The 25,043-nt window shown below is 66.4% G+C and carries 19 protein-coding genes; 5 read left to right on the top strand and 14 right to left on the bottom strand.

Going from position 1 to position 25,043, the window contains the following annotated elements; translation table 11 throughout:
* Window positions 1–26: 26 nt before the first annotated feature.
* The 7 genes from mnhG to E3T41_RS14210 all read right to left on the bottom strand — a co-directional run bounded on the left by mnhG (window position 27) and on the right by E3T41_RS14210 (window position 7,735).
* Window positions 27–371 (bottom strand): monovalent cation/H(+) antiporter subunit G, encoded by a 345-nt coding sequence (gene mnhG / locus E3T41_RS14240; protein ID WP_092449645.1) that lies wholly within the window; start codon window positions 369–371, stop codon window positions 27–29.
* A complete protein-coding gene (locus tag E3T41_RS14235; RefSeq protein WP_233195173.1) occupies window positions 368–637 on the bottom strand; it encodes a monovalent cation/H+ antiporter complex subunit F in 270 nt (89 codons plus the stop codon). The genes mnhG and E3T41_RS14235 overlap by 4 nt, the downstream gene beginning before the upstream one ends.
* Window positions 634–1,221 carry a Na+/H+ antiporter subunit E gene (locus tag E3T41_RS14230; RefSeq protein WP_092449643.1) on the bottom strand — a complete coding sequence of 196 codons (588 nt, stop codon included), beginning with the start codon at window positions 1,219–1,221 and terminating at the stop codon, window positions 634–636. Before E3T41_RS14230 ends, E3T41_RS14235 begins: the two co-directional genes overlap by 4 nt.
* Window positions 1,218–2,825 carry a Na+/H+ antiporter subunit D gene (locus tag E3T41_RS14225; protein WP_092449641.1) on the bottom strand — a complete coding sequence of 536 codons (1,608 nt, stop codon included), beginning with the start codon at window positions 2,823–2,825 and terminating at the stop codon, window positions 1,218–1,220. The genes E3T41_RS14230 and E3T41_RS14225 overlap by 4 nt, the downstream gene beginning before the upstream one ends.
* Window positions 2,822–3,346, bottom strand: coding sequence for a sodium:proton antiporter (locus tag E3T41_RS14220; protein WP_092449639.1), 525 nt, complete (start codon window positions 3,344–3,346; stop codon window positions 2,822–2,824). The genes E3T41_RS14225 and E3T41_RS14220 overlap by 4 nt, the downstream gene beginning before the upstream one ends.
* Window positions 3,343–6,345, bottom strand: coding sequence for a Na+/H+ antiporter subunit A (locus E3T41_RS14215; RefSeq protein ID WP_092449637.1), 3,003 nt, complete (start codon window positions 6,343–6,345; stop codon window positions 3,343–3,345). Before E3T41_RS14215 ends, E3T41_RS14220 begins: the two co-directional genes overlap by 4 nt.
* A gap of 142 nt (window positions 6,346–6,487) precedes the next feature.
* Window positions 6,488–7,735, bottom strand: coding sequence for an MFS transporter (locus E3T41_RS14210; RefSeq protein ID WP_092449635.1), 1,248 nt, complete (start codon window positions 7,733–7,735; stop codon window positions 6,488–6,490).
* A 250-nt stretch (window positions 7,736–7,985) separates the two neighbouring features.
* On the opposite strand from E3T41_RS14210, the gene purU reads away from it, so the two are divergent.
* Both purU and E3T41_RS14200 read left to right on the top strand, forming a co-directional pair.
* Entirely contained in the window at window positions 7,986–8,840 is an 855-nt protein-coding gene (gene purU / locus E3T41_RS14205) for a formyltetrahydrofolate deformylase (protein ID WP_092449632.1), read from the top strand.
* 89 nt (window positions 8,841–8,929) lie between these two features.
* Window positions 8,930–9,286 (top strand): YrdB family protein, encoded by a 357-nt coding sequence (locus E3T41_RS14200; RefSeq protein WP_233195169.1) that lies wholly within the window; start codon window positions 8,930–8,932, stop codon window positions 9,284–9,286.
* A gap of 71 nt (window positions 9,287–9,357) precedes the next feature.
* Here E3T41_RS14200 and E3T41_RS14195 read toward each other — a convergent pair whose 3' ends face one another.
* The 5 genes from E3T41_RS14195 to E3T41_RS14175 all read right to left on the bottom strand — a co-directional run bounded on the left by E3T41_RS14195 (window position 9,358) and on the right by E3T41_RS14175 (window position 18,015).
* Window positions 9,358–9,999, bottom strand: coding sequence for an alpha/beta hydrolase (locus tag E3T41_RS14195; RefSeq protein ID WP_134479173.1), 642 nt, complete (start codon window positions 9,997–9,999; stop codon window positions 9,358–9,360).
* On the bottom strand, window positions 9,996–11,033 hold the full coding sequence (locus E3T41_RS14190; RefSeq protein WP_134479171.1) for a ring-cleaving dioxygenase: 1,038 nt from the start codon (window positions 11,031–11,033) through the stop codon (window positions 9,996–9,998). Before E3T41_RS14190 ends, E3T41_RS14195 begins: the two co-directional genes overlap by 4 nt.
* 218 nt (window positions 11,034–11,251) lie before the next feature.
* A complete protein-coding gene (locus tag E3T41_RS14185; protein ID WP_134479169.1) occupies window positions 11,252–12,496 on the bottom strand; it encodes an MFS transporter in 1,245 nt (414 codons plus the stop codon).
* 288 nt (window positions 12,497–12,784) lie between these two features.
* Entirely contained in the window at window positions 12,785–16,477 is a 3,693-nt protein-coding gene (locus E3T41_RS14180) for a S8 family serine peptidase (RefSeq protein ID WP_241991189.1), read from the bottom strand.
* 323 nt (window positions 16,478–16,800) lie between these two features.
* Window positions 16,801–18,015, bottom strand: coding sequence for an NADP-dependent isocitrate dehydrogenase (locus E3T41_RS14175; protein ID WP_092449622.1), 1,215 nt, complete (start codon window positions 18,013–18,015; stop codon window positions 16,801–16,803).
* A 159-nt stretch (window positions 18,016–18,174) separates the two neighbouring features.
* Here E3T41_RS14175 and E3T41_RS14170 point away from each other — a divergent pair, with 159 nt between their 5' ends.
* A complete protein-coding gene (locus E3T41_RS14170; RefSeq protein ID WP_092449620.1) occupies window positions 18,175–18,627 on the top strand; it encodes a GNAT family N-acetyltransferase in 453 nt (150 codons plus the stop codon).
* A gap of 8 nt (window positions 18,628–18,635) precedes the next feature.
* Window positions 18,636–18,971 carry an MGMT family protein gene (locus E3T41_RS14165; protein ID WP_369828664.1) on the top strand — a complete coding sequence of 112 codons (336 nt, stop codon included), beginning with the start codon at window positions 18,636–18,638 and terminating at the stop codon, window positions 18,969–18,971.
* A gap of 1,059 nt (window positions 18,972–20,030) precedes the next feature.
* On the opposite strand, the gene E3T41_RS14160 is transcribed toward E3T41_RS14165, so the two are convergent.
* Both E3T41_RS14160 and E3T41_RS14155 read right to left on the bottom strand, forming a co-directional pair.
* Window positions 20,031–21,836 carry an ABC transporter ATP-binding protein gene (locus E3T41_RS14160; RefSeq protein WP_134479167.1) on the bottom strand — a complete coding sequence of 602 codons (1,806 nt, stop codon included), beginning with the start codon at window positions 21,834–21,836 and terminating at the stop codon, window positions 20,031–20,033.
* Window positions 21,833–23,695 (bottom strand): ABC transporter ATP-binding protein, encoded by a 1,863-nt coding sequence (locus E3T41_RS14155; RefSeq protein WP_092449612.1) that lies wholly within the window; start codon window positions 23,693–23,695, stop codon window positions 21,833–21,835. The genes E3T41_RS14160 and E3T41_RS14155 overlap by 4 nt, the downstream gene beginning before the upstream one ends.
* A 577-nt stretch (window positions 23,696–24,272) precedes the next feature.
* Between E3T41_RS14155 and E3T41_RS14150 the strand changes: the two genes are divergently transcribed.
* Window positions 24,273–24,962 (top strand): DedA family protein, encoded by a 690-nt coding sequence (locus E3T41_RS14150; RefSeq protein WP_092449610.1) that lies wholly within the window; start codon window positions 24,273–24,275, stop codon window positions 24,960–24,962.
* The last annotated feature ends 81 nt before the right edge of the window (window positions 24,963–25,043 follow it).

Below are 25,043 nucleotides of genomic sequence, written 5' to 3'. Positions count from 1 at the left end.
AGCCACGCTGGGGCGAGCGGGCCGGGTCAGCGGGCAGCGCGGCGATCGCGCAGCTCGTCAACGATGAGCAGGTCGGGCCGCAGGTGCTCGGTCTCGTAGGCGGCCCGACCCACGAGGTGCGCGGCCATCGGCGCGGTCAGCGCCTGAAACACCACGATGGCGACCACGAGGGTGACGGTGCCGACCGAGAAATTGTTGATCGCGACATCCGCTGTCACGGCCATGAGCCCGAAGATCTGCGGCTTGGTCGCGGCGTGCAGTCGAGACAGAACGTCGGGAAAGCGAATCAGCCCTATTCCGGCGGCGAGGCACATCGCAGCGCCGGCGAGCACCAGAATAGCCGTCAGCACGTCGTGCAACAGGGCGCTCATGCGCTGTCCCTGGCCGGCAGAAAGCGGGCGACGCTGAGCGATCCGAGCACCGCGAACAGCGCCAGCACGAGCAGCACCGGCAGGGTGTCGGTGTGCCGGTTGAGCGCCATCTCCGCGGCGAGGGCGCAAATGATCGTCGCGACCAGCACATCGGAGGCGATGACCCGGTCCAGCACGCTCGGGCCGACGACGATACGGTAGACGGCCAGGAGCGCGCCGACCGCGAACATGATCGACGCGACGACGGCCACAATCTGCAACATCATGAGGTTCCCTTCAGGCGAGATGCGCGCCGATCTGCGGGCCGCACCCCGCGCATCCGTTCAACGTCTTCGCTTGAGCCGAACCCGCGCACGATGCGTCGCTCGGTGTCCAGCACCCGGCGGCGAAAACTCTCGATATCGCGAGCGCTCTGCATATTGAGCACGTGCAGGTAGAGGATCGACGATTCCCGGTCGATGTCGACCACGATCGAGCCGGGAACGATCGACGTGGCCACGGCGGTCCAGGTGAGAATGAGGTCGCTGCGGGTGCGCAGTCGAATCTCCAGAATGGCGTTCGACGTGACCAGGCGCGGCTTCACGGCCAGCCAGGACACGTCGATCGAGGCGCGCACAATGTCCAGGATCAGTCGCACGAAGAATACGACGGTGTGCAGCGGATGCAGCCGCCCACTCAGCTGCACCGGCACCAGATAAAACGCCACGGTAACGACGATGCCAACGACGAGCGCGATGAGCAGATTGAGCCAGGAGAATTCGCCCCAGAGCAGCATCCACAGCACGATCAAGGCGATCAACGGCGGAATCTGGTTGCCGACGGCGCCCCGCCGTTCGCGCGGCGTGGTCATCGGGAACCCCCCTCGAAGTTGGTGCCCACGTTGCTATCTTCGATTGAACCGGTACCGTTCGGGAACACGGCATCAATGTAGGTCGACGGATAGCTGATATTGGCGGCAGCTCGGGTGGCCAGGGCGAAGATCGGCCCGGCGAACACCGTCAGCCCCAGGGTCAGCACGAGCATGGAGGAGGTCGCGCCGACCATGAGCGGCGAGATCGTCTTCTTCAGCACGAGCCCAGCGTCCTGCGGGTCTTCCACGAGCTGCGCCGACATTGACGAGGTGTAGTCCTTCACCTGTTTCTTCGGCCGCCAGAACGCCAGGTTCCAAGCCCGGGCGAGGGCGTAGAGGGTCAGCAGCGAGGTGAGCGCGCCGACCCCGATCAGCACGTAGATGAGCGGGTCGGCCACGATCGTGCCGGCCTGAAACAGGGCGATCTTGCCGAGAAAACCGGAGAACGGCGGGATTCCGCCGAGGTTGAGCGCGCCGAGAAAGAACAAAATGGCCACCAGCGGCGACGATTTCAGCAGCCCGCCGAGCCGCGACAGCGAGGTGGTTCCGCCGACCCGATCGATCAGCCCGGCGGCCAGAAACAGGGTCGTCTGCACGGTGATGTGGTGCACGACGTAGAAGATGGTCGCGGCGATGGCGAGCGGGGTGCCGATCGCGATCCCGAACAGCATGTAGCCGATGTGACTGACCAGGGTGAACGACAGCAGCCGTTTGATATCGGCCTGGGCGAGCGCGCCCAAAATGCCCACCAGCAGGGTCAGCGCGGCGACGACCATGAGCGGCGTCGAGAACTGGTTGTCGGGAAAGAACAGCGTCTGGGTGCGCAGAATCGCGTACACCCCGACCTTGGTGAGCAGCCCGGCGAAGACCGCCGTGACCGGGGCGGGCGCGGTCGGGTAGGAGTCCGGCAGCCAGAACGACATCGGAAAGACCGCGGCCTTCACCCCGAAGGCGATCAGCAGCAACAGACCGAGAATCAGCTGAATATCGGCGGGGAGATCGGGCATCCGCTCGGCGATGAGGGCGAGGGTGACCGTGCCGGTGGCGCCGTAGATGAGAGCGATCGCACTGAGGAACAGCAGGGACGACACCAGGCTCACCACGATGTAGGTGATACCCACCCGGATGCGCGCTCCCGTACCGCCAAGGGTCAGCAGCACATAGCTGGCCGAGAGCAGCATCTCGAAACCGACGTACATGGTGAACAGGTCGCCGGCGACGAAGGCGTTGAACAGGCCGGCGGCCAGCACGAGGTAGGTCGGGTGAAAGATCGAGACGGGCGTTTCGAGGTCACCGTCGATGATGCCCTGGCCGACGGCGAACAGCAGCACGCCGAGCAGCATGAGCGCCGAGATGAGCAGCATGATCGCCGACAGTCGGTCGACGACGAGCACGATGCCCCACGGCGCGTCCCAGCCGCCGACCTGCACCACGGCCGGTCCGTGCCGGTCGACCAGGACCAGCAGTACGGCGCTCATCACGGTCGCCGCCCCGAGGCTGAGAACGCTCACGAGAACCTGCAGGCGGCGGCGCTGGCCGAGCATCAGGGCGACCGCCGCACCGAGCAGCGGCAGGCAGACGATCAGGGGAACCAGGGCGGTCATCGCGCGTTCCTCTCGTCTGAAGCGGATGCGCCGGCGCGGCCGGCAGCATCCGCTTTCGACGTGTCTTCATCGCTGGTGGCGCCGTCGCCGCGCTCGAACTCGTCGATGGACTCGGCGATGGCGTCGTCATCGTCGGAGGAGGAACGGAAGGTGGCGTCGGCGTCGCCGGCACTTTCGGTGGCGTGCTCGTCGGTAAGGGTGTCGCCCTCGTCGCCGAGCTGGGCCAGCCACCAGGACCGGTAGATGAGGGCGAGCAGCAGCGCGGTGATGCCGAAGTTGATCACGATCGCGGTGAGCATGAGCACCTGCGGAATCGGGTCGACCATGTCCTGAACGCTCGTGCCGGTGACGATCGGCGAGCTGCCGGGACGTCCGCTCATGATGAAGATGAGCAGGTTGGTGGCGTTGCCGACCAGCAGAAATCCGATCAGCACCCGGGTAAGGCTGCGTTCGAGCATGACGTAGACGCCGGCCGCGTACATGACGGCCATGACGATGACGAGGGTGAGGGAGGCGCTCATCGCGTGCCTCCTCCGTTCGGGATCTCGTGCAGGGGATGGATGTTCAGCCCTGCAGCCGTGTCGGTCGAGGGCTCGGCCGGGGCAGCTGTGTCATCGGGCGCGGGCCGCGGGCCGATTTCGTCGTTCTCGCTCTGCCGATCGATCTCGCTGCCGAGGCTGCGCAGAATGTCGTAGGTCAGGCCGATCACGACGAGGTAGACGCCGATATCGAAGATGGTCGAGGTGCCAAAGGACAGGTCACCGAGTACGGGCACTGTGGCGGTGAAGTAGGCCGATTCGAGGGGGATCCCGTCGAAGAACAGCGAGACGACAGCCATGCCCACGGCGAGGATGACGCCGAGGCCGAGGATCTTGCCCGGGTCGATCGGTGCGGCTTCGCTGAGTTCGTAACGCCCCCCGGCAAGGTAGCGAGCCACCAGGGCGAGGCCGGCGAGCAGCCCGCCAGCGAAACCGCCGCCGGGCAGGTTGTGGCCGGCGAAGAGCAGGTAGATCGACACGATCATGGCCGGGTGGAACAGCAATCGCACGAGCACTTCGATCAGGATCGACCGGTTGCGCGGGTCGTTCTTGCGCCCGGCGAGCAGGAACGCCTGCCGGGTGACGGCGTGCCCCTCGCTGGACAGCTCCGGGTCGGCCACGATGCGGCGCCGGTTGGCGCCCGCGCGCAGGCTGCGGGATTCCTTCAGGCGCGGCAGGACCGAGTAGCGGCCGGAGACGAACAGCAGGCTCGCGACACCGGTCGCGACGACGATGAGCACGGACACCTCGCCCATGGTGTCCCAGGCGCGAATGTCGACGAGCATCACGTTGACGATATTGTCGCCGTGCCCGTCGTCGACCGAGAGGCGCGGCAGGGCTCCGGCGATGCTCGCAAAGTCGCGGGCGCCGAGGGCGATGAAACCGATCGTGCCCATGACCAGGCCGACCAGGCTGCCGATCAGCAGGCGGCGTTTGCGGCGCACCGGTTTGTTGTGCTGGGCGATGTTCGCCGGCAGGCGGCGCAGCACGAGCACGAAGATCACCAGGGTGATCGATTCGACCAGGGCCTGGGTCAGGGCGAGGTCGGGCGCACCATGAAAGGCGAACAGGGCGACGAGGCCGTAGCCGGTGACGCCGGCGAGGATGACCGCGGTCATCCGCTGCCCGACCCGAGCCGCCATCACCGCGCAAATGGCCATGATCAGGGCAATCAATACCTGGCCTGGATAGTCCCAGAGCACGATCGTTTCGGGCCAGGTACGGTTGACGAACGCTGCGAAGCCGAGGGCGACCACGAACACGCTGAGAATCGTGCCGAGGTACTGCGGCAGCCCGCCCTGCTGGGCGAAGTGGGTGACCCGGGCGGCGACCCGGTCGACACTGCGGATGGCCTTACCATAGCCGCGGCTGGCGTCGATAACGTCGGGCACCCTCGCCTGCAATTTCGACACTCCTCGGCGCGCCCGGAACAGCAGCGCACCGAGCAGTAGAACGACGGCGCTGAGATACAGCGCCGGCTCGAACCCGTGCCAGAGCGCGAGATGGTAAGGCGGCTCGGTGATGCTGCCAGCGCCCGGCACGGTGTCGGCGTAGGGCGCGAGCAGCGGGTCGAGCAGCGCGGCGAACAGGCCGAGTCCAATCGTCGCGACGGTGAGCACGCCGGGGGCGAGCAGGGTGTCCCACGGGCTCGCGTGCAGCACGGTGTCCGGCTGTTCCCTGCGCGTTCCAAACGCACCCCAGAAGAAACGGATGCTGTAGGCCACCGTCAGCACGGATCCAACGGCCGTACCGATGAGGGCCGCGTAGCCCCAGCCGGATCCCCCGACGCCGGCATCGAACAGCGAGGTGAAGACGGCTTCCTTGGCGACGAAACCGAACAACGGGGGCAGCCCGGCCATCGACGCGACGGCGACGAGCGCGATCAGCGCGAGCGCCGGGGCGCTGCGGCCGACGCCGCTCAGTTTGCGCCAGTCCCGGGTGCCGGCGCGGTGGTCGATCACGCCGACGACGAGAAAGAGGGTGGCCTTGTAGAGGGCGTGCGCGAGCAGCAGGGCGGCCCCGGCGAGCGCGGTGTCGCGGGTATTGAATCCGATCGCGATCATGAGAAAGCCGAGCTGGCTGACCGTGCCATAGGCGAGCAGCAGCTTGAGGTCGTACTGGCGCAGCGCACGCCAGGCCCCGACGACCATGGTCCAGACGCCAAGCGTGACCAGCACCGGCAGCCAGCCAGCGCTGTCGGCGTAGCCGGGAGCGAGCCGGGCGACGATGTAGATGCCGGCCTTGACCATCGCGGCGGCGTGCAGATAGGCGCTGACCGGGGTGGGTGCGGCCATCGCGGCGGGCAGCCAGAAGTGGAACGGCACGAGCGCACTCTTGGAGAGCGCCCCGACCAGGATGAGCAGAATCGCCCAGGTACCCATCGTGCTGGTCACCGGGTTGGCGACGATATAGGCCAGGCTCGTGGTGCCGGAGGCGACCGAGATCATCACGACGCCCACGAGCATGACCAGGCCGCCGAAGGTCGTCACGATCAGGGCTTGCAGGGCAGCGCCGCGACTCTCCCGTTTATGGGTGTAATGCCCGATCAGCAGGTAGGAGAGCACGCTGGTGATCTCCCAGAACATGAACATGATCACCAGGTCGTCTGCGGTGACCAGGCCGTACATGGTGCCGGCGAAGGCCAGCAGCAGCGCCGCGAACCGGCCGAGACTCGGTTCGTCGTCGGTAAAGTAACGCGCGCAATAGATCAGTACGAGGGCACCGACGCCGGTGACCACGAGGGCGAGCAGCCAGGCCAGGGTATCGACCCGTAAGGAGAGGCTGATGCCGAGCTGCGGAATCCACGGAATGGACTGGGTCACGGCCCCACCCGCGGTGACCGTGGCGGTCTGGGTGAGCGTGTACGCAAACGCTCCGGCCGGCAGCAGGGCGATCAGGTAGAAGACGCGGGTGCCGACGCGCCGGGTGAGCCACGGCGTGAGCACCGAGAGAACGACAAACGCGAGGAGGAATTGAACCATGCGGCCTCCAGGCTTGTCAGGTCGGGGTGTGAAGGTCTAGTCTACCCGCCGACAAGGGACGGTCTGCCGTCGGCGCCGCAAACGTGCAGCGGTCGCCTCCGGTGCGGTCCCCGTCCTGCACGAAGTCAGAGTGATGAAAACGTCAGGAGCGGCGGCTGCCGACCAGGTCGGTGACGACCACGAGCGTGAGCGCGACGACGAGCAAACCCACGTAGACCAGCGGCACGAACTCGAGCCCGACGGTCTCGATCAGCACCGCGCCGAGCAGCGCGCCGCCACCGATTCCAGCGTTGAATGCGGTGGTATAGAAGGCGGAGGCGGTGTCGCGAATCTCCGGGGACGCAGCGTGCAGCATTCGGGTCTGCATCAACGGTGGCAAGGTTCCGAAGGCCATTCCCCAGAGCACGAAAGCGGCGAGTGCGACCGGCAGAGTGGCACTGAACAGGGCGAGCAGGGTGACGCTCACAGCGCTGGCCGCCAGACCGAGCACGAGGCCGAGCGTCGGACGCGGACCAAAGACGGTGCCGACGAGCAGCAGCCCGATCGCCCCGGCGACACCGTAGGCGAAGAGCAGCGGTGCCAGCTGGCTCGCGGCGACGCCGAGACCGTCGAGCAGAAACGGCGCGATGTAGGTGTAGAAGCTGTAGTGGCCGACCATGGTGATGCCGGTGATGAAGCAGATCAGCACGACAGCGGGAATGGTTGCGTCGCGGCGACCGCCCTGGGGAGCGGATGCGGCGGCATCCGTTGTGGACGTGCTTGTGGAATGCCGGGCGACCGGGGGCAGGAACTTCCAGACCAGGGCGGCGCCGATCAGCATGAGCACGCCGAGGGCGACGAAGGAGAGGCGCCAACCGAGCAGGTGGCCGGCCGCGGTACCGAGCGGCACACCGAACACGAAGGCGAGCGTTCCGCCAGCGACGGTGATCGACACGGCGCGGCCGATTTGCGCCTTGGGCACGAGGTGGGCGGCGTAGGCACCGACCACCGACCAGAACAGGCCGTGGGCGACGCCGCCAAGCACCCGCGCCGCGACGACCAGCTCGTAGGTCGGCGCGATGGCGGTGAGCACGCTACTGAGCGCGAAGATGACGAGCACGATGATGATGAGTCCGTGCCGCGGAAACCGGCGGGTCAGGATCGCGACGGGCGCGCTCGTGACGACGACGGTGAACGCAAACCACGACACGAGCAGGCCAATCTGGCTCTCGGTGACGTTCAGGCTCTCGCTCATCTCCGGCAGCAGGCCGGTCGGCAGCATCTCGGAGGTGACCGACAGAAAAACGGCGGCGGCGAGGGTGATCAGGCCAACCCAGGGGAACGGCTGCGTGGCCTTCGCGGCAGGGGTGCGCGGCACGGTGGGCAGAAAGATGTTGGCGGTATTGGTCATGGATGCACTCATACTGGTGGCTCGGCGGGCGTCCGGTCGTTCGCACCGGAGCCGGCTGCGCGCCGACGTGCGCGCCCGGGGCCGGCTTGTTCAGCGCGACCACGTCGAGTGTACCGGACGGTGCCGGCGGGTCAACTGGGCGGGCAGGCGGCCAGTGCGTCGGGATCGAGCATGGCTCGGGCACACTCGATCGCTCGGGCCGGGGCTGCAGGTCAGCAGCATCCGCTCGCCGGCCCGGTATTCTGGTCGGATGACTTCTCCGCATCACTGGGTAATCACGCTGGTCTGTGCCGATCAGCCCGGAATCGTGCACGCCGTCACCGGCGCGATCGTGCAGGCGCACGGCAATATCTCGGAGAGCCAGCAATTCTCCAACGCCGACACCGGACGATTTTTCATCCGCCTGCAGGTGCAGTCCCCGGTGACCCGACCCGAACTCGAGGCGGCGCTCGCCCCGGTGATCGAGCGCTATGCGATGGCGTCGATCGTCGATGTCGTGGGGCGCCCGCTGCGCACGCTCGTGCTCGCGTCCTCGGCCGGGCACTGCGTCAATGATCTGCTGTTTCGCCAGCGCGGCGGCCAGCTTCCGGTGGAGATTCCGCTCGTGCTGAGCAATCACGGCACCCTGCGCGACCTGGTCGGGTTCTATGGCGTGCCGTTCGAATCACTGCCCATAACGGATGCGGCCAGCAAGGCCGACTTTGAAACTCGCGTCATCGAGGCGGTCGACGAACTCGATATCGAACTCGTCGTGCTCGCCCGCTACATGCAGATCCTCTCGCCGGAGCTGTGCGCACGGCTGGGCGGGCGCGCCATCAACATTCACCACTCATTTCTGCCCGGTTTCAAGGGTGCCAACCCGTACCGCCAGGCGCATGCCCGCGGCGTCAAGCTCATCGGCGCGACCGCACACTTCGTGACCGGCGACCTCGACGAAGGACCGATCATCGAGCAAAACGTCGTGCGCGTCGACCACTCTCGCACTCCGGCCGAGCTGGTGTCGATCGGGCAGGACGAGGAGAGCCGCACGCTGACCCAGGCGGTGAAGTGGTTCGCCGAGAACCGGGTGCTGCTCGACGGTGCCCGCACGATCATCTTCAAGTAGCCGGGGACGGGGCCCAGGATCTATCGTGGGTCCGCTTTCCGGGCCCGGGCCCGGAAAGCGACGGCACGACGGATCGGTAAGATTGACGAGTGACAGACACGCGCGCCCTGCCGAAAATCGGCCCCAACGACATGCTCCGGTTCGTGCTCGAACTCTTCGCCTTCATCAGCCTCGGCATCTGGGGCTTCCTGGCCTGGCCGCTTCCCTGGCCCGGGGTGCTGGTCGGACTCGCCGCCCCCGCCTTCGCCATTTTGGTTTGGGCACTGTTCCGCTCCCCCAAGGCGGTGTTCCGCCTCGACCCGTTCGGCAAGGCCTTCATCGAAATCGCCATCTTCGGCGCGGCCGCGATCGCCTGGTGGGACCTCGGATTCCCCATCATCACGGTGATCTTCGCCGTCGTCGCGACGGTCAGCGGCGTCATCTCCGGTCGCACAGAACTCCGCTAACCCGTTGCGCGAGAGCGCAAAAAGTGCCCGATTGAACGTGTCAAACGGGCACTTTTTGCGCTCTCGCGGGGCTAGGCCAACCAGGCCACCGCGGCGGCGACATCCGTTTCGGTGATGCCGTGGCCACCGGGGCGCAGCTCCGACTGCACCTTTGCACCGCGCTCCTCGAGCATGGTCGCGAGCTTCTGCACACTGCCGAGCGGAGCCATCGGGTCGGTTCGACCGTTCAGTAGCAACACAGCGGATGCGCTCAGATCTCCAGCAGCGACCCGCGCGTCGATCCCACGGTCGGCGTCGAGCGGATGCATGCCGGAGAACGCAATCACGCGAGGCAGCACCGCCGGGTGCAGAAGCGCCGTCGCCAGGGCAATATTGGCGCCGTTGGAAAAGCCGACGGCAACAATCGGCCGGTCGCCGAGCGCGTAGGTGGCGCGCGCCCAGGTCAGAAACGCGGCGAGGTCGTCAGCGCGTCGGGCCACGTCCGCGGTGTCGAACACACCCTCGGACAGTCGCCGGAACCAACGATTCATGCCGTTCTCCTGCACCCGACCGCGCGGGGCGAGTATCGCAGCGGTGGGATCGAGCGCGCTGGCGAGCCCGGCGATCTCCTGCTCGTTGCCCCCGGTCCCGTGCAACATCAGCAGCACGCGGGCGTCGTCCGATCCCGGGCGAAACAGGTACGGCCACTCGGCCTGCGGCATCGCGTCGCTCATTCGGTGACCGAGGCGGCGACCGGCGCGGCGACCGGCGCGGCGACCGGCGCGGCGACCGGCGCTGGAGCATCCACTACCCCCGGGTTGTTCTCGGGCGGCAGCACGATCGGCGCCACCGCGTTCTCGATGGCCTCGCGGCTCGGCTCGAGCCACGGCGGCAGCTTGAGCGAGCGACCAAGTTCGAGCAGCGGCTCGTCGATGTCGAAGCCGGGGGTGTCGGTGGCGAGTTCGAACAACACGCCGCCGGGTTCGCGAAAGTAGATCGAGGTGAAGTACTGGCGGTCCAGGATAGCGGTCACGCCGTAACCGCGGTCGGCGAGCTGTTCACGCCATTCGGCCTGGGTGGCGCGGTCCGGCACCCGGAAGGCCACGTGGTGCACGCTGCCGCCGGCGGTCAGGCCGGGGGTTCCGGAGGGGTCGGCGAGCACGTCGACGAGGTTTCCGGGCGCGCCATCGCCGGCACCAACGCGAGTGCGGCCATCCGTTTCAGAGATGACGTGCATGCCGAGGTCGTCCGTGAGCACCTGGACGGTCTTCGCCGGGTCGGCGACGGTGAGCACCGACGAGTGCTGCCCGCGCACCGCGAATTCAGCGGGAACGGATGCGGAATCCCAGGGATTGCGCGGATCCACCGTTGAGGATGCCACCAGGTCGAGCTGAAGCCCGTCGGGGTCGCGCAGCGAGAGCCGCTCCTCGTGGGACGAGCGCCCGGTCACGGCGGATTCCACACCGAGCTTGGCGAAATGGTCCTTCCACCAGCCGATGCTGCTGGCCGGAACGGAGAACGCGGTCGTGGTCGACTGGCCGGCGCCGGTGTGGCCTCTGCGAATGCCGGTCCAGGGAAAGAAGGTGAGCAGCGAGCCGGGCCGGCCGGAATCGTCGCCGTAGTACAGGTGGTAGGTGCCCGGGTCGTCGAAGTTGACGGTTTTCTTGACGAGACGAAGTCCCAGCCCGGTCACGTAGAAGTCGATGTTGCGTTGTGGGGCACCGGCAATCGCGGTGACGTGGTGCAGTCCGGTGGTCTGTACGGTCATGAGGTCCTCCTAGCGAGTTTGATATTCATGCAAACGCATGAACTTGCCGCGGTATTCCCAACCCGACCACTCACGCGCGCTTTCCTGTGGCTATTTCGGGACATCGGCCACCGCCGCCCTGCGGGCGCCCCGCAATCATGCGGAAGTTCGGCGTACGGCATTGGCCTGTCCTGAATAAGCCACGCGCGCGCGACCGACCTGACGCCGCCCCATCGGACTCAGGCGGCGACGCGACGCTCGGACGGCATCCGCAGCGCATAGGCGGCGGCGATCAGCAGGAACACGGCGCCGACGGCAAATCCGGCCGAGAACGAAAAAGCGTCGACGAGCAGGCCGGCAACCAGCGGACCGACGATCGCACCGGCATCCGCGCACATGGAGAACACCGAGACCGGGCGGCCCCCGCGCGCCCCGGCCGCATCGCCGACCGCCGCGGCGGGAGCGGTGCCCATGAAGGCGGCGGCGACCCCGTAGACGCAGAGCAGACCGCCGAGCACCCAGATGTTCGGCGTAAACGAGATGGCAACGATCGCGAGCCCGGCCACAGTGAATGCCCCAATAATGGCAGGTTTGCGGCCGACGGTGTCGACAAACCGGGCAGCCGGCGCAAGAGCGAGCGCCTGGGCGACGGCTGCGGCAGCCAACGCGATCCCGGTCCACGAACTCGTCCCCCCGAGCACGACGACCACGAACAGTGGAATGAGGGTGGTGCGCACCCCGAGCGAGGTCCAGCCCTGCGCGAAATTCGCGAGGCAGGCCGCGCGAAAGCGCTCGTCCCGCAGCACGGTGCGAAACGGCGTGCGCACAGCGGATGCGTCGGCGCCGGCCAGCGCGCTGCCCCGGCCGCCCGAGCGCAACAGGAACAGCCCGACCAGGCCGGCCACGGTGAGGGTTCCGGCGTAGAAGAAGAAGGGTGCGGTCAGCGAGATGGTCGCGAGCAGACTTCCGATCGCCGGGCCGGCCATGCCGCCGATGAGGAATCCGCCCTGGTAGAAGCCGATCGCGCGGGCCCGGCGGCCCGGTTCGGCCGTGCGCAGCAACAGCGTCATGGCCGACACGGAGAACATGGCGGAGCCGATGCCGCCGGCCCCGCGCAGCAGCAACAGTTGCAGGTAGCTGTCGGCCGCCCCGACCAGTCCGCTCGAGAGTGCGACAATGCCGATTCCGACGGCGAGCACGGTTCGTTCCCCGGCCCAGTCGATCAGGCGACCACAGGCGGGGCTGAACACGAACCGCATGAGAGCGAAGGCCGAGACGACCGCGCCGACCTCGAGGTTGCCGACACCGAAGCTCTGCACGTAGACCGGCAGCACCGGCACGACGACGCCGAAGCCCACCATCACGAAGAAGGCGATGACGCCGAGCACGATCACGTCGCGGTTCAGCCGCGGTTTCGGGCTGACGCCCGGTTCGGGTATAGCGGATGCCCGGAGTCGCCCCCGCACCCATCCCGCCAGTCGCATCCCTACAGCCTAAACTGCCCAGCCTCGCAACCCGTTCCCGGCCCGGGCCCACCTTAGGGAAGCAGGCCCATGATCCATCATGGGCCCCGTTTCCGGGCCCGGGCCCGGAAAGCACCGGAGCGGGAGCAACGAGGAAGCCCTAGTGGGGGCGACTGATGCTTGATCAGTCGCCCCCACGTCGCCGGGCCCACCTTATGAAACCGGGCCCATGATCCATCATGGGCCCGGTTTCCGGGCCCGGGCCCCGTCCAGAGTGCGGTCAGGGACCGGGCACCACTGCCGCGGGGGCTACCGCACGATCAGTAGCGAGCGCGACGCGCTCTTCGCGGCCGCGACCAGGTCGTTGCCGGCATACTGCCCGGCGACCTTGTAGAGGCCACGGCTGAGCTTCGGCAGCGTCACGCTGCCGCGACCGTTCTCATCGAGCGCCACCGTGAAGCGGCGCGTGTCGACCGTGATGGTGGCAGTGTCGCCCACTTCACCCTTGCTGGTGACCGTGATCGACGCGGTGACGCGACTGGAGAAGAACACGGCTCGGTGGTTGAGGCTCACCGCAACCTTCGCGGCGTACTTCAGCACGACCCCGGCCGAGGTCGCCGCTACGCTGGGCCCGTCCGGCACCGACGCAGTGACCAGCACGGTCAGTGTCGTTCCGGCGAGCGCCGCCGTAGGCTTGAACGTCGCCGAGGTCGCGCCGGCGATGTCGACTCCGTCGCTCTGCCATTGGAAGCCGAAGGTCAAACCCGCGGTGGTCCACTGGCCGGGGTCAGCCGTCAGCACCGAACCGATCTCGGGCGTGCCCGAAATGCTCGGCGCCACCGTGTTCAGTACCGGTTCGCTGCCTTCGCTCGCCGCGATGGCGAGAACCGTTGACGCCGAGCTGTCGCCATAGTCGACCACGCCCAGATACGGCGTGTTCGGCACCAGACCGGCCCAGCTCAGCGCGTACGTGATTGGCACACCCTGCGGCCCCTGAATCGTCGGCGGCGTCGCCGCGAACCCGTTCGTGGGCTCGCCAGACGAAACCGCGAACGTGTTCACGTCAAACGTGGTCGTGCCCGAGAAGACGTCCACGATGACCTGATAGAAGCCAGCCTCCGGGTCGCTCAGGTCGACATGCTCATCGGCGGACCCGGTGGCCGACTGCCAGCCGGCGATCGGGTTGCCACCCGGGCCGTCGAGCAGCAGCACGAACAGGTCGAGGTCGGAAGCATCATCCACGGCGTTCAGGTCGAACCGTGCCAGCCGGTCGCCCTGAATCTCTACCTCGTAGGCGAACTGGTCGCCGGTCGTGCCCGCATCGGTGTGCGGGCTGGACGGGTCGTCGGCGTTGTTCTGGTGCACCCCCTTGGCCAGGCCGCTGAGGTTCAGCGCCACCGGCTCCGACCCGCCGGGGGCGACGGTCACATCGACCGTGCCGTCCACGCCGGCGCCAGCCACCTCGGTCGGGGCAATGACGGTGACCGGACGAACCGCGATCGGGCTGTGCACGATGGAGAAGAAGTCGCCAGGGTCACCCGAGCCGCCATCGCCGTAACCCCAGTCCAGCGAGCCGGTGGCGAAGACGTCGAGCGGGGCATCCGTTCTGGTGAACGTCACCGTGTAGCTCTGCGTCTCACCGACACTCGTGAACGTCATCTCGGTTGGAGAAACGACCGCATCGATGCCGCCAATCTCGATCGGAGTGGCGGTGTAGGTGCCGACCTGGACGGCCGTCACCGTGCGGGTGATCGTCTCCGGCGCCGTGAGAGCACCGATCTGGATCGACGCCAGGTTCAGGTTGCTCGGGTCTATCGGTGCAACGCCGGCATCGAACCCGATCCCCTGCAGGTAGGCCAGCCAATCGGCCGGACCACTCTGGTAGATCAACCCCGGAAAGTCCATTGCCGACGGGGTGACTTCTCCGGCACCCTGCGCGAACGGGTCGGTCACGCGCACACCGGCGGAATCGACGGTGTCCAGCGCGGTCGTCATCATGACCGACTTGATCTCGGCGGGCGTCGCGAGCGGCCGCACCCCGAGATAGAGCGCGGCCAGGCCGGCGATGTGCGGGCTGGCCATCGAGGTGCCCGAGAGGAACTGGAACGTCGGGTTTTCCCCGGCCGCGTTGGCACCGTCGGCGAGAATTCCCACGCCGGGGGCCGCGATATCGGGCTTGAGCAGGTCACCGCCGTCGGCCAGCAACGGTCCACGCGAGGAGAATCCGGCAACCTGCGGCACCGGAGTCTGCTCGGCCGTCGTGTTGTCCGGAGTGAACGTGACCGTCGCACCGCCGGTCGCCGCGTAGGCGAAGATCGGGTCGAAGGCTGGCGCATCCAGGTGGATGCTCGGCACCGAGTGCTCGTCCGGGTCGACGTCGAGCGGGGTGCGGTTGACCAGCACCATTCCGCTGCCGCCGGCCCGCAGGACCTCGGCCGATTTGGCGACCCGGTCGTAGACGCCGCGCTCACAGAACACGATCGCGCCGGCCACCTTCGCAGTATCGAGCGAGTTCGGCGCGCAGAGCAGCGCGTCGGCCGGCTCGAAACCGTCGACCGACACGAGATCGGCCCGCACCAGGGAACCCGACAGCGGCGTCGCTCCCGGCTTACGGTCCACGGTGATCGACGCTCCGGCGTAGGCCGAACCGTTGCCAAGGGTGGCCGTGGCTTCGAAGGCCGGAATGGTGCTCGCCGCGACCGTGGTGATCCACGGGGCGACGTTGTCGACGGTCGACGGGCCAGGGCCGGCGTTTCCAGCGGATGCCGCCACAAAGATTCCCGCCGCCGCAGCTCCCAGAAATGCTTGGTCAAACGGTGAAAACGTGGTTTGAGCCGGGCTGCCGCCGATTGAGAAGTTGATCACGTCGACACCATCGGCGATCGCCTGGTCGAGGGCTGCCAGAATGTCGGAGCCGGCGCAGCCGTCATCATCCGCTGTCGTGGCATCGGGGCCGGACCAGCACACCTTGTAGGCCGCGATTTTGGCGGCCGGAGCGACACCCGAGATGGAACCGAAGTCGACGCCGTTGACGTTGGCGGCGACCTCGAAGTTGCCGCCGGCGGTGCTCGCCGTGTGCGAACCATGCCCGTCGCCGTCGCGCGGGGAGACGTACTCGCCGGTCGCGGCCGTGCCGATCTGGTCGGCGCCGAACCCGTCGAGGTAGTACCGCGCACTGACGATCTTGGTGCTGCAGTCGCTCGCAGCGAACTGCTCGCCGGTCTGGCAGGTGCCGGTGAAGGTGCTGCCGTCGGCCTTGTTCATGGTGATCGTGTCACCGTCGAGCCATGGCTCGTCGCCGGGCGTTGTGCCGAGCGCGTCGCCGGCGAATGACGGGTTTTCCGGCGCGATTCCCGAGTCGAGCACCCCGATCACCACGCCCCTGCCGGCTTTGCTCGGGCCACCCAGCTTGGACCAGACCCCGGTCGGGCCGCTCAACTGCAGATAGTCGGTCGACGACTCGGCGGTCATGTGCAGGAGGGTGTCGGGAACCACCGACACCACGTTCTTCTTCGCGGCGAGCGCCGCCGCCTGCTTACCGCTGAGCTCTGCCGAGAATCCGTTGAGCCCGAGCGTGTACGACGCCCCCACCGTGGCGTCAACGGATGCCGCCAGTTCACTCTGCAGGCGAGTCAGGTAGTCCCGGTAAGTTTCGGCCGAGCGACTCTGCGCGTCGAGTTTGGCGCCCAGGCCGGGCATCGTCGCCGAGAACCCGTTGACTCCGCCGCGATACAGGGCGACAGCATCGTCGCTCAGGGTCACAATGTAACGGCCCGCGGTGAAGTCCATCCGCTGCCCGCTGGGCGAGCCGATGCTTCCGGCGAGGCCGGTTGCGGCTGGCGCTGCCAGCGCGGGCGGCGCCCCGCCGACGAGTGTTGATGCGCCCACCAGGGCAATGGTGACGGCGGCGGCGATTGTGGCGCGGCGCCGTGTGCGCGATGTGAACGCTGGCTTCAGCGCAGCATCCGGCGACGACATCGTGCGCCTGAAGAAAGAACTCACGTGGGTGTCCAATCCGATAAGGGTGTGAGGTGGTCTCGTTCCACAACAGAAACAAAAACTGTTCCGATGCACAGTTCGCTCGTGACCGTAGCGCGCTCGGCCACCCCCGGATAGGGGCAGTCCCCAGGTCCCGCAGGCGGGGAGTCTGGGTCAGCTCTGCACGACCTCCGACGTTTCCGCAACGGCCGGCGCACTCGCCGGCTGACGCACCGCCGGCTCACCACCAGCGCGCAGATTCGGGTACCGCAGCGGGTGGGCATCCACTCGTGTACGCAAAAAGGACCCCGACCGAAAACGGTCGAGGTCCTTTGGGCTGGTTCGGGTTACGCCAGGCGGGTCTGCAGGTTCTCAGCGAGCGAGGCGAGGAATTCCTCGGTGGTCTGGTACGTCTGGTCCGGGCCGACCAGGAGTGCGAGGTCCTTGGTCATCTTGCCGCTTTCGACGGTCTTGATGACGACGTCTTCGAGGGTCAGGGCGAACTCAGCCAGGGCCGCGTTATTGTCGAGCTTCGCCCGGTGGGACAAGCCGCGGGTCCAGGCGTAGATCGACGCGATCGGGTTGGTCGAGGTGGGCTTGCCGAGCTGGTGCTGGCGGTAGTGACGGGTCACGGTACCGTGGGCTGCCTCGGCCTCGACGATCTTGCCGTCGGGGGTGGAGAGCACGCTGGTCATGAGGCCGAGCGACCCGAAGCCCTGTGCGACGGTGTCGGACTGAACGTCGCCGTCGTAGTTCTTGCAGGCCCAGAGGTAGCCGCCCTCCCACTTCATGGCCGAGGCGACCATGTCGTCGATGAGGCGGTGCTCGTAGCTGAGACCGGCCGCTTCGTACGCCGTCTTGAATTCGGTGTCGAAGATGTCCTGGAAGATGTCTTTGAACCGGCCGTCGTAGGCCTTGAGGATGGTGTTCTTGGTCGAGAGGAACACCGGCACGTTGCGCTCGAGGCCATAGCTGAGCGTGGCCCGGGCGAAGTCGGTGATCGACGAGTCGAGGTTGTACATGCCCATGGCGACGCCGTCGCCGGGAGCTTCGAACACCTCGAAGGTCGACGGCTCGCTGCCGTCCTGCGGGGTGAAGGTCATGCTGAGCGTGCCCTTGCCCTTGAAACGAAAGTTGGTGGCCTTGTACTGGTCACCGTAAGCGTGACGGCTGATGATGATCGGCTTGTTCCAACCCGGCACGAGGCGCGGGATATTGGAGATGACGATCGGCTCGCGGAAGATGGTACCGCCGAGGATGTTGCGAATGGTACCGTTCGGCGAGAGCCACATCTTCTTGAGGCCGAATTCTTCAACCCGCGCTTCGTCGGGCGTGATGGTCGCGCACTTCACGCCGACGCCGTGCTTCTGAATGGCGTGGGCCGCGTCGATCGTGATCTGGTCGTTGGTTTCGTCGCGCTTCTGAATGGAGAGATCGTAGTACTCGAGGTCGATATCGAGGTACGGATGAATGAGCGTTTCCTTGATCGCGTGCCAGATGATACGGGTCATCTCGTCGCCATCGAGCTCGACAACTGTTCCCTCAACCTTAATCTTCGACAAAAATATCTCCTCTTTATTCAGTGTGGCCGTCACGACCACCGTCAAGCTTACTAGAGGCCGGCAACTATCTTGACATCGAGATAAATTTGCGAGATGAATTGCGGGGGTCAAACGCCCTCTCGACTACCGGCTACCCCGGACGCACGTTAGCCTGAACACATGGGTGAGCTGAAGCTGGAAGAATTATCTGCACGAAACATCGTCGCGGCCAACAATCTGAGCCTCAAGCCTGGCCAGGAACAATTCATTGCACCGGTCTCGTATTCGGTCGCCGCCTCGGTGATCAACCCGGCCACCTCGTGGCAGCGCGTGGTGCTCCTCGACGGCGTCGTCGCTGGTTTCATCCACGGCAACTTCGACCCGAACTCCGAGCACGAAGAATTTCGCGCCTGCATCTGGCGCATCAACGTCAACGCGGAGACCCAGGGCCAGGGCGTCGGCAAGTTCGCCGCGGAAGCCCTCGCCACCGAAGCCCGTGAACGCGGATTCGACCACGTCAACGTCATCTGGGAGCCGGGCACCGACGGCCCGGAGGCCTTCTTCCACCGGCTCGGTTTCGTCGATGTCGGCGAAACCCAGTTCGGCGAGGTCATCGGCTCCCTGCAGCTCTAATTTCTTTAGTGAGTGGGCCCGAGGACTTCGTCTCCCGGGTGCTCGGCGTGGTCGATTCGATCCCGCCGGGTCGGGTGATGACCTACGGCGGCGTGGCCGCGCAGCTCGGTTCCCGCGCCGCCCGTGCCGTCGGCCAGGTAATGGCCCGCTACGGCTCCGACGTGGCCTGGTGGCGGGTGATTCGCGCCAGCGGGCATCCGCCGATCGGTTATGCGGCCCAGGCGCTGCCGCACTACGAGGCCGAGCACACGCCGTTGCTGCGGTCTGCCGCTGCCAGCACCATCGAAGCGGATGCCGCCTACCGCGTCGATTACCGCGCCGCGCGCTGGTCACCGCCCACGTAGCGCGCTCGATTGCCGCGCCGCGCGCTCGGCTCAATCACAGCGGTCGCCGCGCACATAACGGTGCCGGGCCCCAATCCTGGCCCGGAACCGGCATCTCGCGCTGAACCTTCAGCCTTGGTCGGTGACGCCCTGCTGCGCGGCCTGGGCACCCTGGATCAGGCAATCACCGCCGAGAAACTCGCCGCCGCCTGGCGGGTACTTCTGATGGAGGTGCCGGGGATGAATACCGAGCAGGCCTACAAACGGGCCAGACAGATGCGCGTCGAGCCAAAGATGCCCCGGCGATCTCACCTGCGACGATCAGATCAACAAGTGGGTGGCTGCGGTTCGCGCCGACCCACCAGACAAATGTGCTTGCGGCGGCCGTTCCGACAAGAACACCGCATGCCATTCCGGCCAGCCTTCTTTGCCACCACCCCACAGTGACAGCAACGAGCTGAGCGTCGGGAACGTGAACCACGAGCCGCGAAATGCGGTGCGCCAGTTTGCCCAGCATTCCGTCGCTCGCAGCAGCAGCCGCCGCCGCCGCAACAATTGCGATCGCCACCAGTGTGCACGTCGTCAAATTGGTTAAATCGATCAACGAGAAAGTGCTCATATCTGTATGTCTATGTATGAAGTTATGTCGTGTCTAGCTAATACAAACTTCAGGACATAATCGTCATGTCGCCAGACGCATCTCCGAACCCCATGAATACCTCGGCCTCCTGCCCGACGAGTCCCGCCCTGCTCGACTACACAAATTGCCCGGCTTCGCGAGGCGCGGGAGCCCTGGCCGGACCCGAAGTCCCGCGCACTGGCTCAACTGCCGCGCAGCGTTCTCGACCGCCACCGCTGTGGTCTCGAAAGTCCCGCACAGTGGCGCATCTCCAGGGCAGCGCGTCGCAGCGCGCCATCGCCGAGCGGATGCCCACTGCCCGATTTCCCGTGCACTGGCGCAAGTCCCGCGCAATGGCGCAAGTCCCGCGCAATGGCGCAAGTCCCGCGCATTGGCGCAACCGTAGCGCGGCACAAACTCGTTGGCCGGGGCGACGAGGAGGCTCGTCGCCCCGGAGGCCCTTACACCAGGGAGTCGCGCCAGGCGGCGTGCATCGTCGCGAAGCGGCCGGTCCCCGAGATGAGGTCGTTCGGGGTGCCGTCTTCCACGATGCGGCCGTGTTCCATCACGAGTACCCGGTCGGCGATCGCGACCGTCGACAGCCGGTGCGCGATGATCACGGCCGTGCGATCGGCCAGAAGAGTCTGCAGCGCCTCCTGCACGAGCCGTTCGCTGGGAATGTCGAGCGACGACGTGGCCTCATCGAGGATGAGCACCGCCGGGTTCGCCAGAAAAGCCCGCGCAAACGAAATCAGCTGGCGCTGACCGGCCGACACCCGCCCGCCGCGTTTGTTCACGTCGGTGTCGTACCCGTTCGGCAGGCTCTCAATGAAGTCGTGAGCACCGACGGCGGCCGCGGCGGCGCGAATTTCTGTCGCCGAAGCATCCGGTTTGCCGATGGCGATATTCTCGGCGACTGAACCACTGAACAGGTAGGCCTCCTGGGTGACCATGACGATCGCCCGGCGCAGGTCCTTGGGGTGCAGGTCGCGCAGGTCGACGTCGTCGAGCCGCACCCGGCCATCCGTTGGATCGTAGAAGCGGCTCATCAACTTGGCGAGGGTGGATTTGCCGGCTCCGGTCGATCCGACCAGAGCGATGGTCTGACCGGCCGGAATGTCGAGGTCGAAGTGCGGGAGAATCTCCCGATCGACCTGATACGCGAACTGCACATTGTCGAATCGCACCCGCCCGCGAGCCTCCCAGAGGTCGACCGGGGCAACCGGATCGGGCACGCCCGGGCGCTCCTCGAGCACACCCGAGATCTTCTCGAGCGCCGCCGCGGCCGACTGATAGGAGTTGTAGAACATCGCCATCTCCTCCATCGGATCGAAGAACCGGCGGGTGTAGAGCAGCGTCGCGAGCAGCGCGCCGATGGCCAGCTGGCCGTCGGCCACCCGAAATCCGCCGACGAGCAGCACGGCCGCGACCGTCACGTTACCGATCAGCACGAGCCCCGGATCAAACACTCCGAACAGCTGAATCACGCGCGCGTTGACCATGCGGTAGCTTTCGACGAGTTTGCCGAACACCCTTTCGTTGTGCTTTTCGGTGCGAAACGCCTTCACCGCGCGAATGCCGGTCATGGTCTCGACGAAGGTCACGATCAGGCTCGCCGACGCGACCCGGGACTGTCGAAACAGGCTCTGCGAGCGCACCTGGAACCAGCGGGTGAGAATCACCAGCGGTAGCAGCGCGCCGAGCAGCACGAGTCCGCTGGTGCCGTCGAGCAGCACGAGAGCGATCGCGATGAACGACATATAGAGGATGCCCTGTACCAGCTGGTTGATGCCCGAGTCGAGCAGCTCCCGAATGGCGTCGAGGTCGCTGGTCTGGCGCGAGATGATGCGGCCCGAGGTATACGACTCGTGAAACTCCAAGCTGAGCTTCTGGGTGTGCAGGAACACCCGCTTGCGCAGGTCGATCAGCACGGCCTGGCTCACGCGGGCGCTCAACACTGTGTACCAGGCGATGAGCAGCGCGCCGAGCACCCCGGCGACGAGATAGATGGCGCCGGTCGCGGCGAGCGGCATCCAGTCTTGCTTGAGCAATGCGGGCAAGCCGCGGTCGATGCCGAAGGCGATCAGCGCCGGGCCGGACACCTGCGCGGCGGTCGAGACGACCACGACCAGCATGGCAAGCACGACCTTGGCGCGCACCGGAAACAGCAACGAACCAAGCAGCCGCAGCGAACGAGCCCGAATCTGTTTGCTTTCGGCCTTGGTGAAGTCGTGGCGTTCCTCGCCCTTGACGCCGCTGACACTCACAGCGATCCTCCCGCTCGGTTCGATTCTCTGCGTTCTTCGTCTTCGAGGCTGGAGATGACGAAGGTGTAGTGCGGGCTGGTGCGCAGCAGCTCCGAGTGCGTGCCGACCGCAGTGATACGGCCGTTCTCGAGCAGCGCCACCCGGTCGGCGAGCATGACCGTCGACGGACGGTGCGCCACGATGAGCGCCGTGGTGTCGACGAGAACCTCGCGCAGTGCGTTCTCCACGAGCGATTCGGTGTTCACATCGAGCGCCGACAGGGGGTCATCCAAAATCAGAACGGATGGCCGCGCCGCGACCGCGCGCGCCAGCGCCAGGCGCTGCCGTTGCCCGCCGGACAGGCTCATGCCTTCCTCGCCGACCAAGGTGTCCACGCCGAGAGGCAGGTCGTGCACGAAACCGGCCTGCGCGATCTGCAGGGCCTGCGCGAGCGCGGCATCCGCTTCGGGAGTGTTTTCGGACAGGTCGGCACGCCCGAGCAGAACGTTGTCCCGGACGGATGCCGAGAACAACGTCGCATCCTCGAATGCCATGGCCAGGTGGCTGCGCAACTCCTCGCGACTGAGTGCCCTCACGTCGACGCCGTCGAGCGTCACAGCGCCTGCGGTCACGTCGTACAGGCGGGTCGTGAGCGCGGTCAGGGTGCTCTTGCCGGAGCCGGTGAGCCCGACCAGCGCCATGGTCTCCCCCGGTTCGAGCACGAGGTCGATGCCGTCGAGCAGGTCGGGAAAGCGCTCCGGCGAATCCGGGTAGCGAAAGTGCACGTTCTCGAAGGCGAGTCGGCCGAGCGGCGCGGCCAGGGTGGACGGCTTGTCGGGGTCGGTGATCTCGTTCGGGGTGTCGAGAATATCAAAGAATCGGTCGGTTGCGGTGCGCGAGTCGAAGGTCATCGACAGCAGAAACCCGATCGACTCCACCGGAAACCGCAGCACGGTTGCGGTGGCGAAGAACGCCAGCAGTTCGCCGCCGCTGAGGTCGCCCTGGCTGGTGAGCCAGACGCCGGTCACGAGGCAGAGCGCGAACGCCACGTCGGGCACGAGCAGCAACCAGAGCCAAATTCCGGCGATGGCGCGTGCCTTCTCGATCTCGGTTCCGCGCAGGCTTTCCGCCTGCGAGGCGAAGTTCTTCAGCGCAAACGAGCCGCGCCCGAACGCTTTCAGGACGCGAATGCCGTGCACCGACTCCTCGACGGCGGTCGCGAGGTCGCCGGCCTGATCCTGGCTGCGGCGCGCGATCACCGAGTACTTCTCCTCGAAGACGTAGCCGTAGATCCAGATCGGAATGGAACAGACGACGAAGATCACGCCGAGCAGCCAGTGCATCCAGAGCAGAATGGCGACGCCGACGACGATGGTGAGAAAGTTGACGACGAGCAGCACGAGTCCAAACGACACCCAGCGGCGAATGAGGTTGAGGTCGCTCACGGCCCGCGAGAGCAGCTGGCCGCTCGGCCAGCGATCGTGAAAACTTACCGGCAGGTCCTGCAGCCGGGCATAGAGGTGGTTGCGCATGCGCGCCTCGATGTGGGTGCCGGGGGTGAGCACAAACCAGCGGCGCAGGGCGATCATGATGGCCTCGAGCACACCGAGAGCGAGCACGATCCACACGGCTGGCCAGATCTGTGATGCGCTGTCGCCGTTGCCGACCCGGCTCAGCGGGCCGTCCACCAGCCAGGCCAGAACCTGTGGGATGGCCAGGGCTACGAGACCGGCGAGCAGCGCAGCCACCATGCCGAGGTAGATGCGCGGCAGGGCCGGCTTAGCGTAGGGGTAGAGCCGTTGCAGGCTGCGGAACGTGTTGGCCCGGCCTGCGGGGACGTCTGCTTCGGACGGCGGTACGAGTGGAGCGGTGGTGGTCATGGTCCAGTCCTGATGATGATGCGGCTGCGCCCCGCGCCCCCGAACTTCAGAGTGGGCGGTGCAGCGAATGACTGTGGTCGCCAGACCAAACAGTACCGGCGACAGGAAAATTGCAAACGACGACACTTATCGGCGCTACAAACGCGTCAGCGGGGTGCCCAACGGCCGTGATGAGTGGATGCTGACGGGACAAGATCGATGCCGGCGTCGGCACCAGGCCGAGCGCGACAAGAAGGTGGCTAGTCGACGAGGGACGCAGTTGCGGCGGGGACCGGGGCACCGGCGCCAAAGTGAGCGCCGTCGTTCGCAATCAGTGCGAGCGTGATCGGTGCTGTCTTTGTCATGTCTGCCTCCTGGGCGCCTGAAAGTTATGTGTGTCTCATGCCCCCCGGATCAGGCAGCCTTCCAGAATATGGGAAACCGGGGGCGGAAGGCAAGGATTTTCTGGTGCGGCAGCATCCGCTTGCCGCGCGTCGCCCACTCGGCAATTCACAGGTAGGTGTCCCGTAGTCTGGGTGCAACGTCTATCGCGGGCATGCCAATTTCTGTGCCATCGCGAGTTCCGGAAGGATTCTTCATGCTGCCCACCCTGTTCGGAATCGATTTTCTCGACTCTGAGTGGCTGATCCATTCGTTTGGATCGTTCGTGCTTCTGGGCGTTGCCGTGGTTGTGTTCGTCGAGACCGGCTTCATCGTACTGTCGTTCCTGCCGGGTGATTCGCTGCTGTTCACGGTGGGGTTGCTCACCGCGACCGGGGTGGTGCCGCTGCCGATCTGGGTGACCTGTCTGGTCGTATTCGTGGCAGCGTTCGCCGGCGATCAGCTCGCCTATGTCATCGGCCGAAAAGCGGGGCCAGCGGTCTTTTCGCGGGAGAAGAACCGATTCTTCAACCCGAAGAACGTCGAGCGCACCAACGCCTTCTTCGCCAAGCACGGCGGCAAGTCGATCATTCTGGCCCGTTTTCTGCCCATATTTCGGGCCTTCGTGCCGGTCGCTGCCGGCGTCGGCAAGATGCGCTACCGCAGCTTCGTGACCTACAACGCGATCGGGGCCTTCGCCTGGGGCGTCGGCCTCACCCTGGTCGGTTACTTCCTCGGCCAGTTCGCATTCGTCGCCAAATACTCCGAGTTCTTCATCATCGGCATCATTCTGCTCTCCGGCATTCCTATTCTCACGGAGCTGGCCAAGGCTGCCCGCACGACGCTCAAGGAGCGCCGGGCTGCCGCGCGGGTGCTGCCGACCATCCCAGCCGACCTGCGCGAGTAGTCGCCGGCGGCGCCGGCCGCAGGCCCGTTCGTGGCCGGAACCCGCGCCGTGCCCGTGGCCGCGCCCGTGGCCGTGCCCGTG

Origin of the sequence: Cryobacterium sp. Hh38 (assembly GCF_004403235.1) — a bacterium.
In the GTDB taxonomy this organism is placed as follows: Bacteria; Actinomycetota; Actinomycetes; order Actinomycetales; family Microbacteriaceae; genus Cryobacterium; species Cryobacterium levicorallinum.
This window is presented reverse-complemented; position numbering and strand designations above follow the sequence as displayed.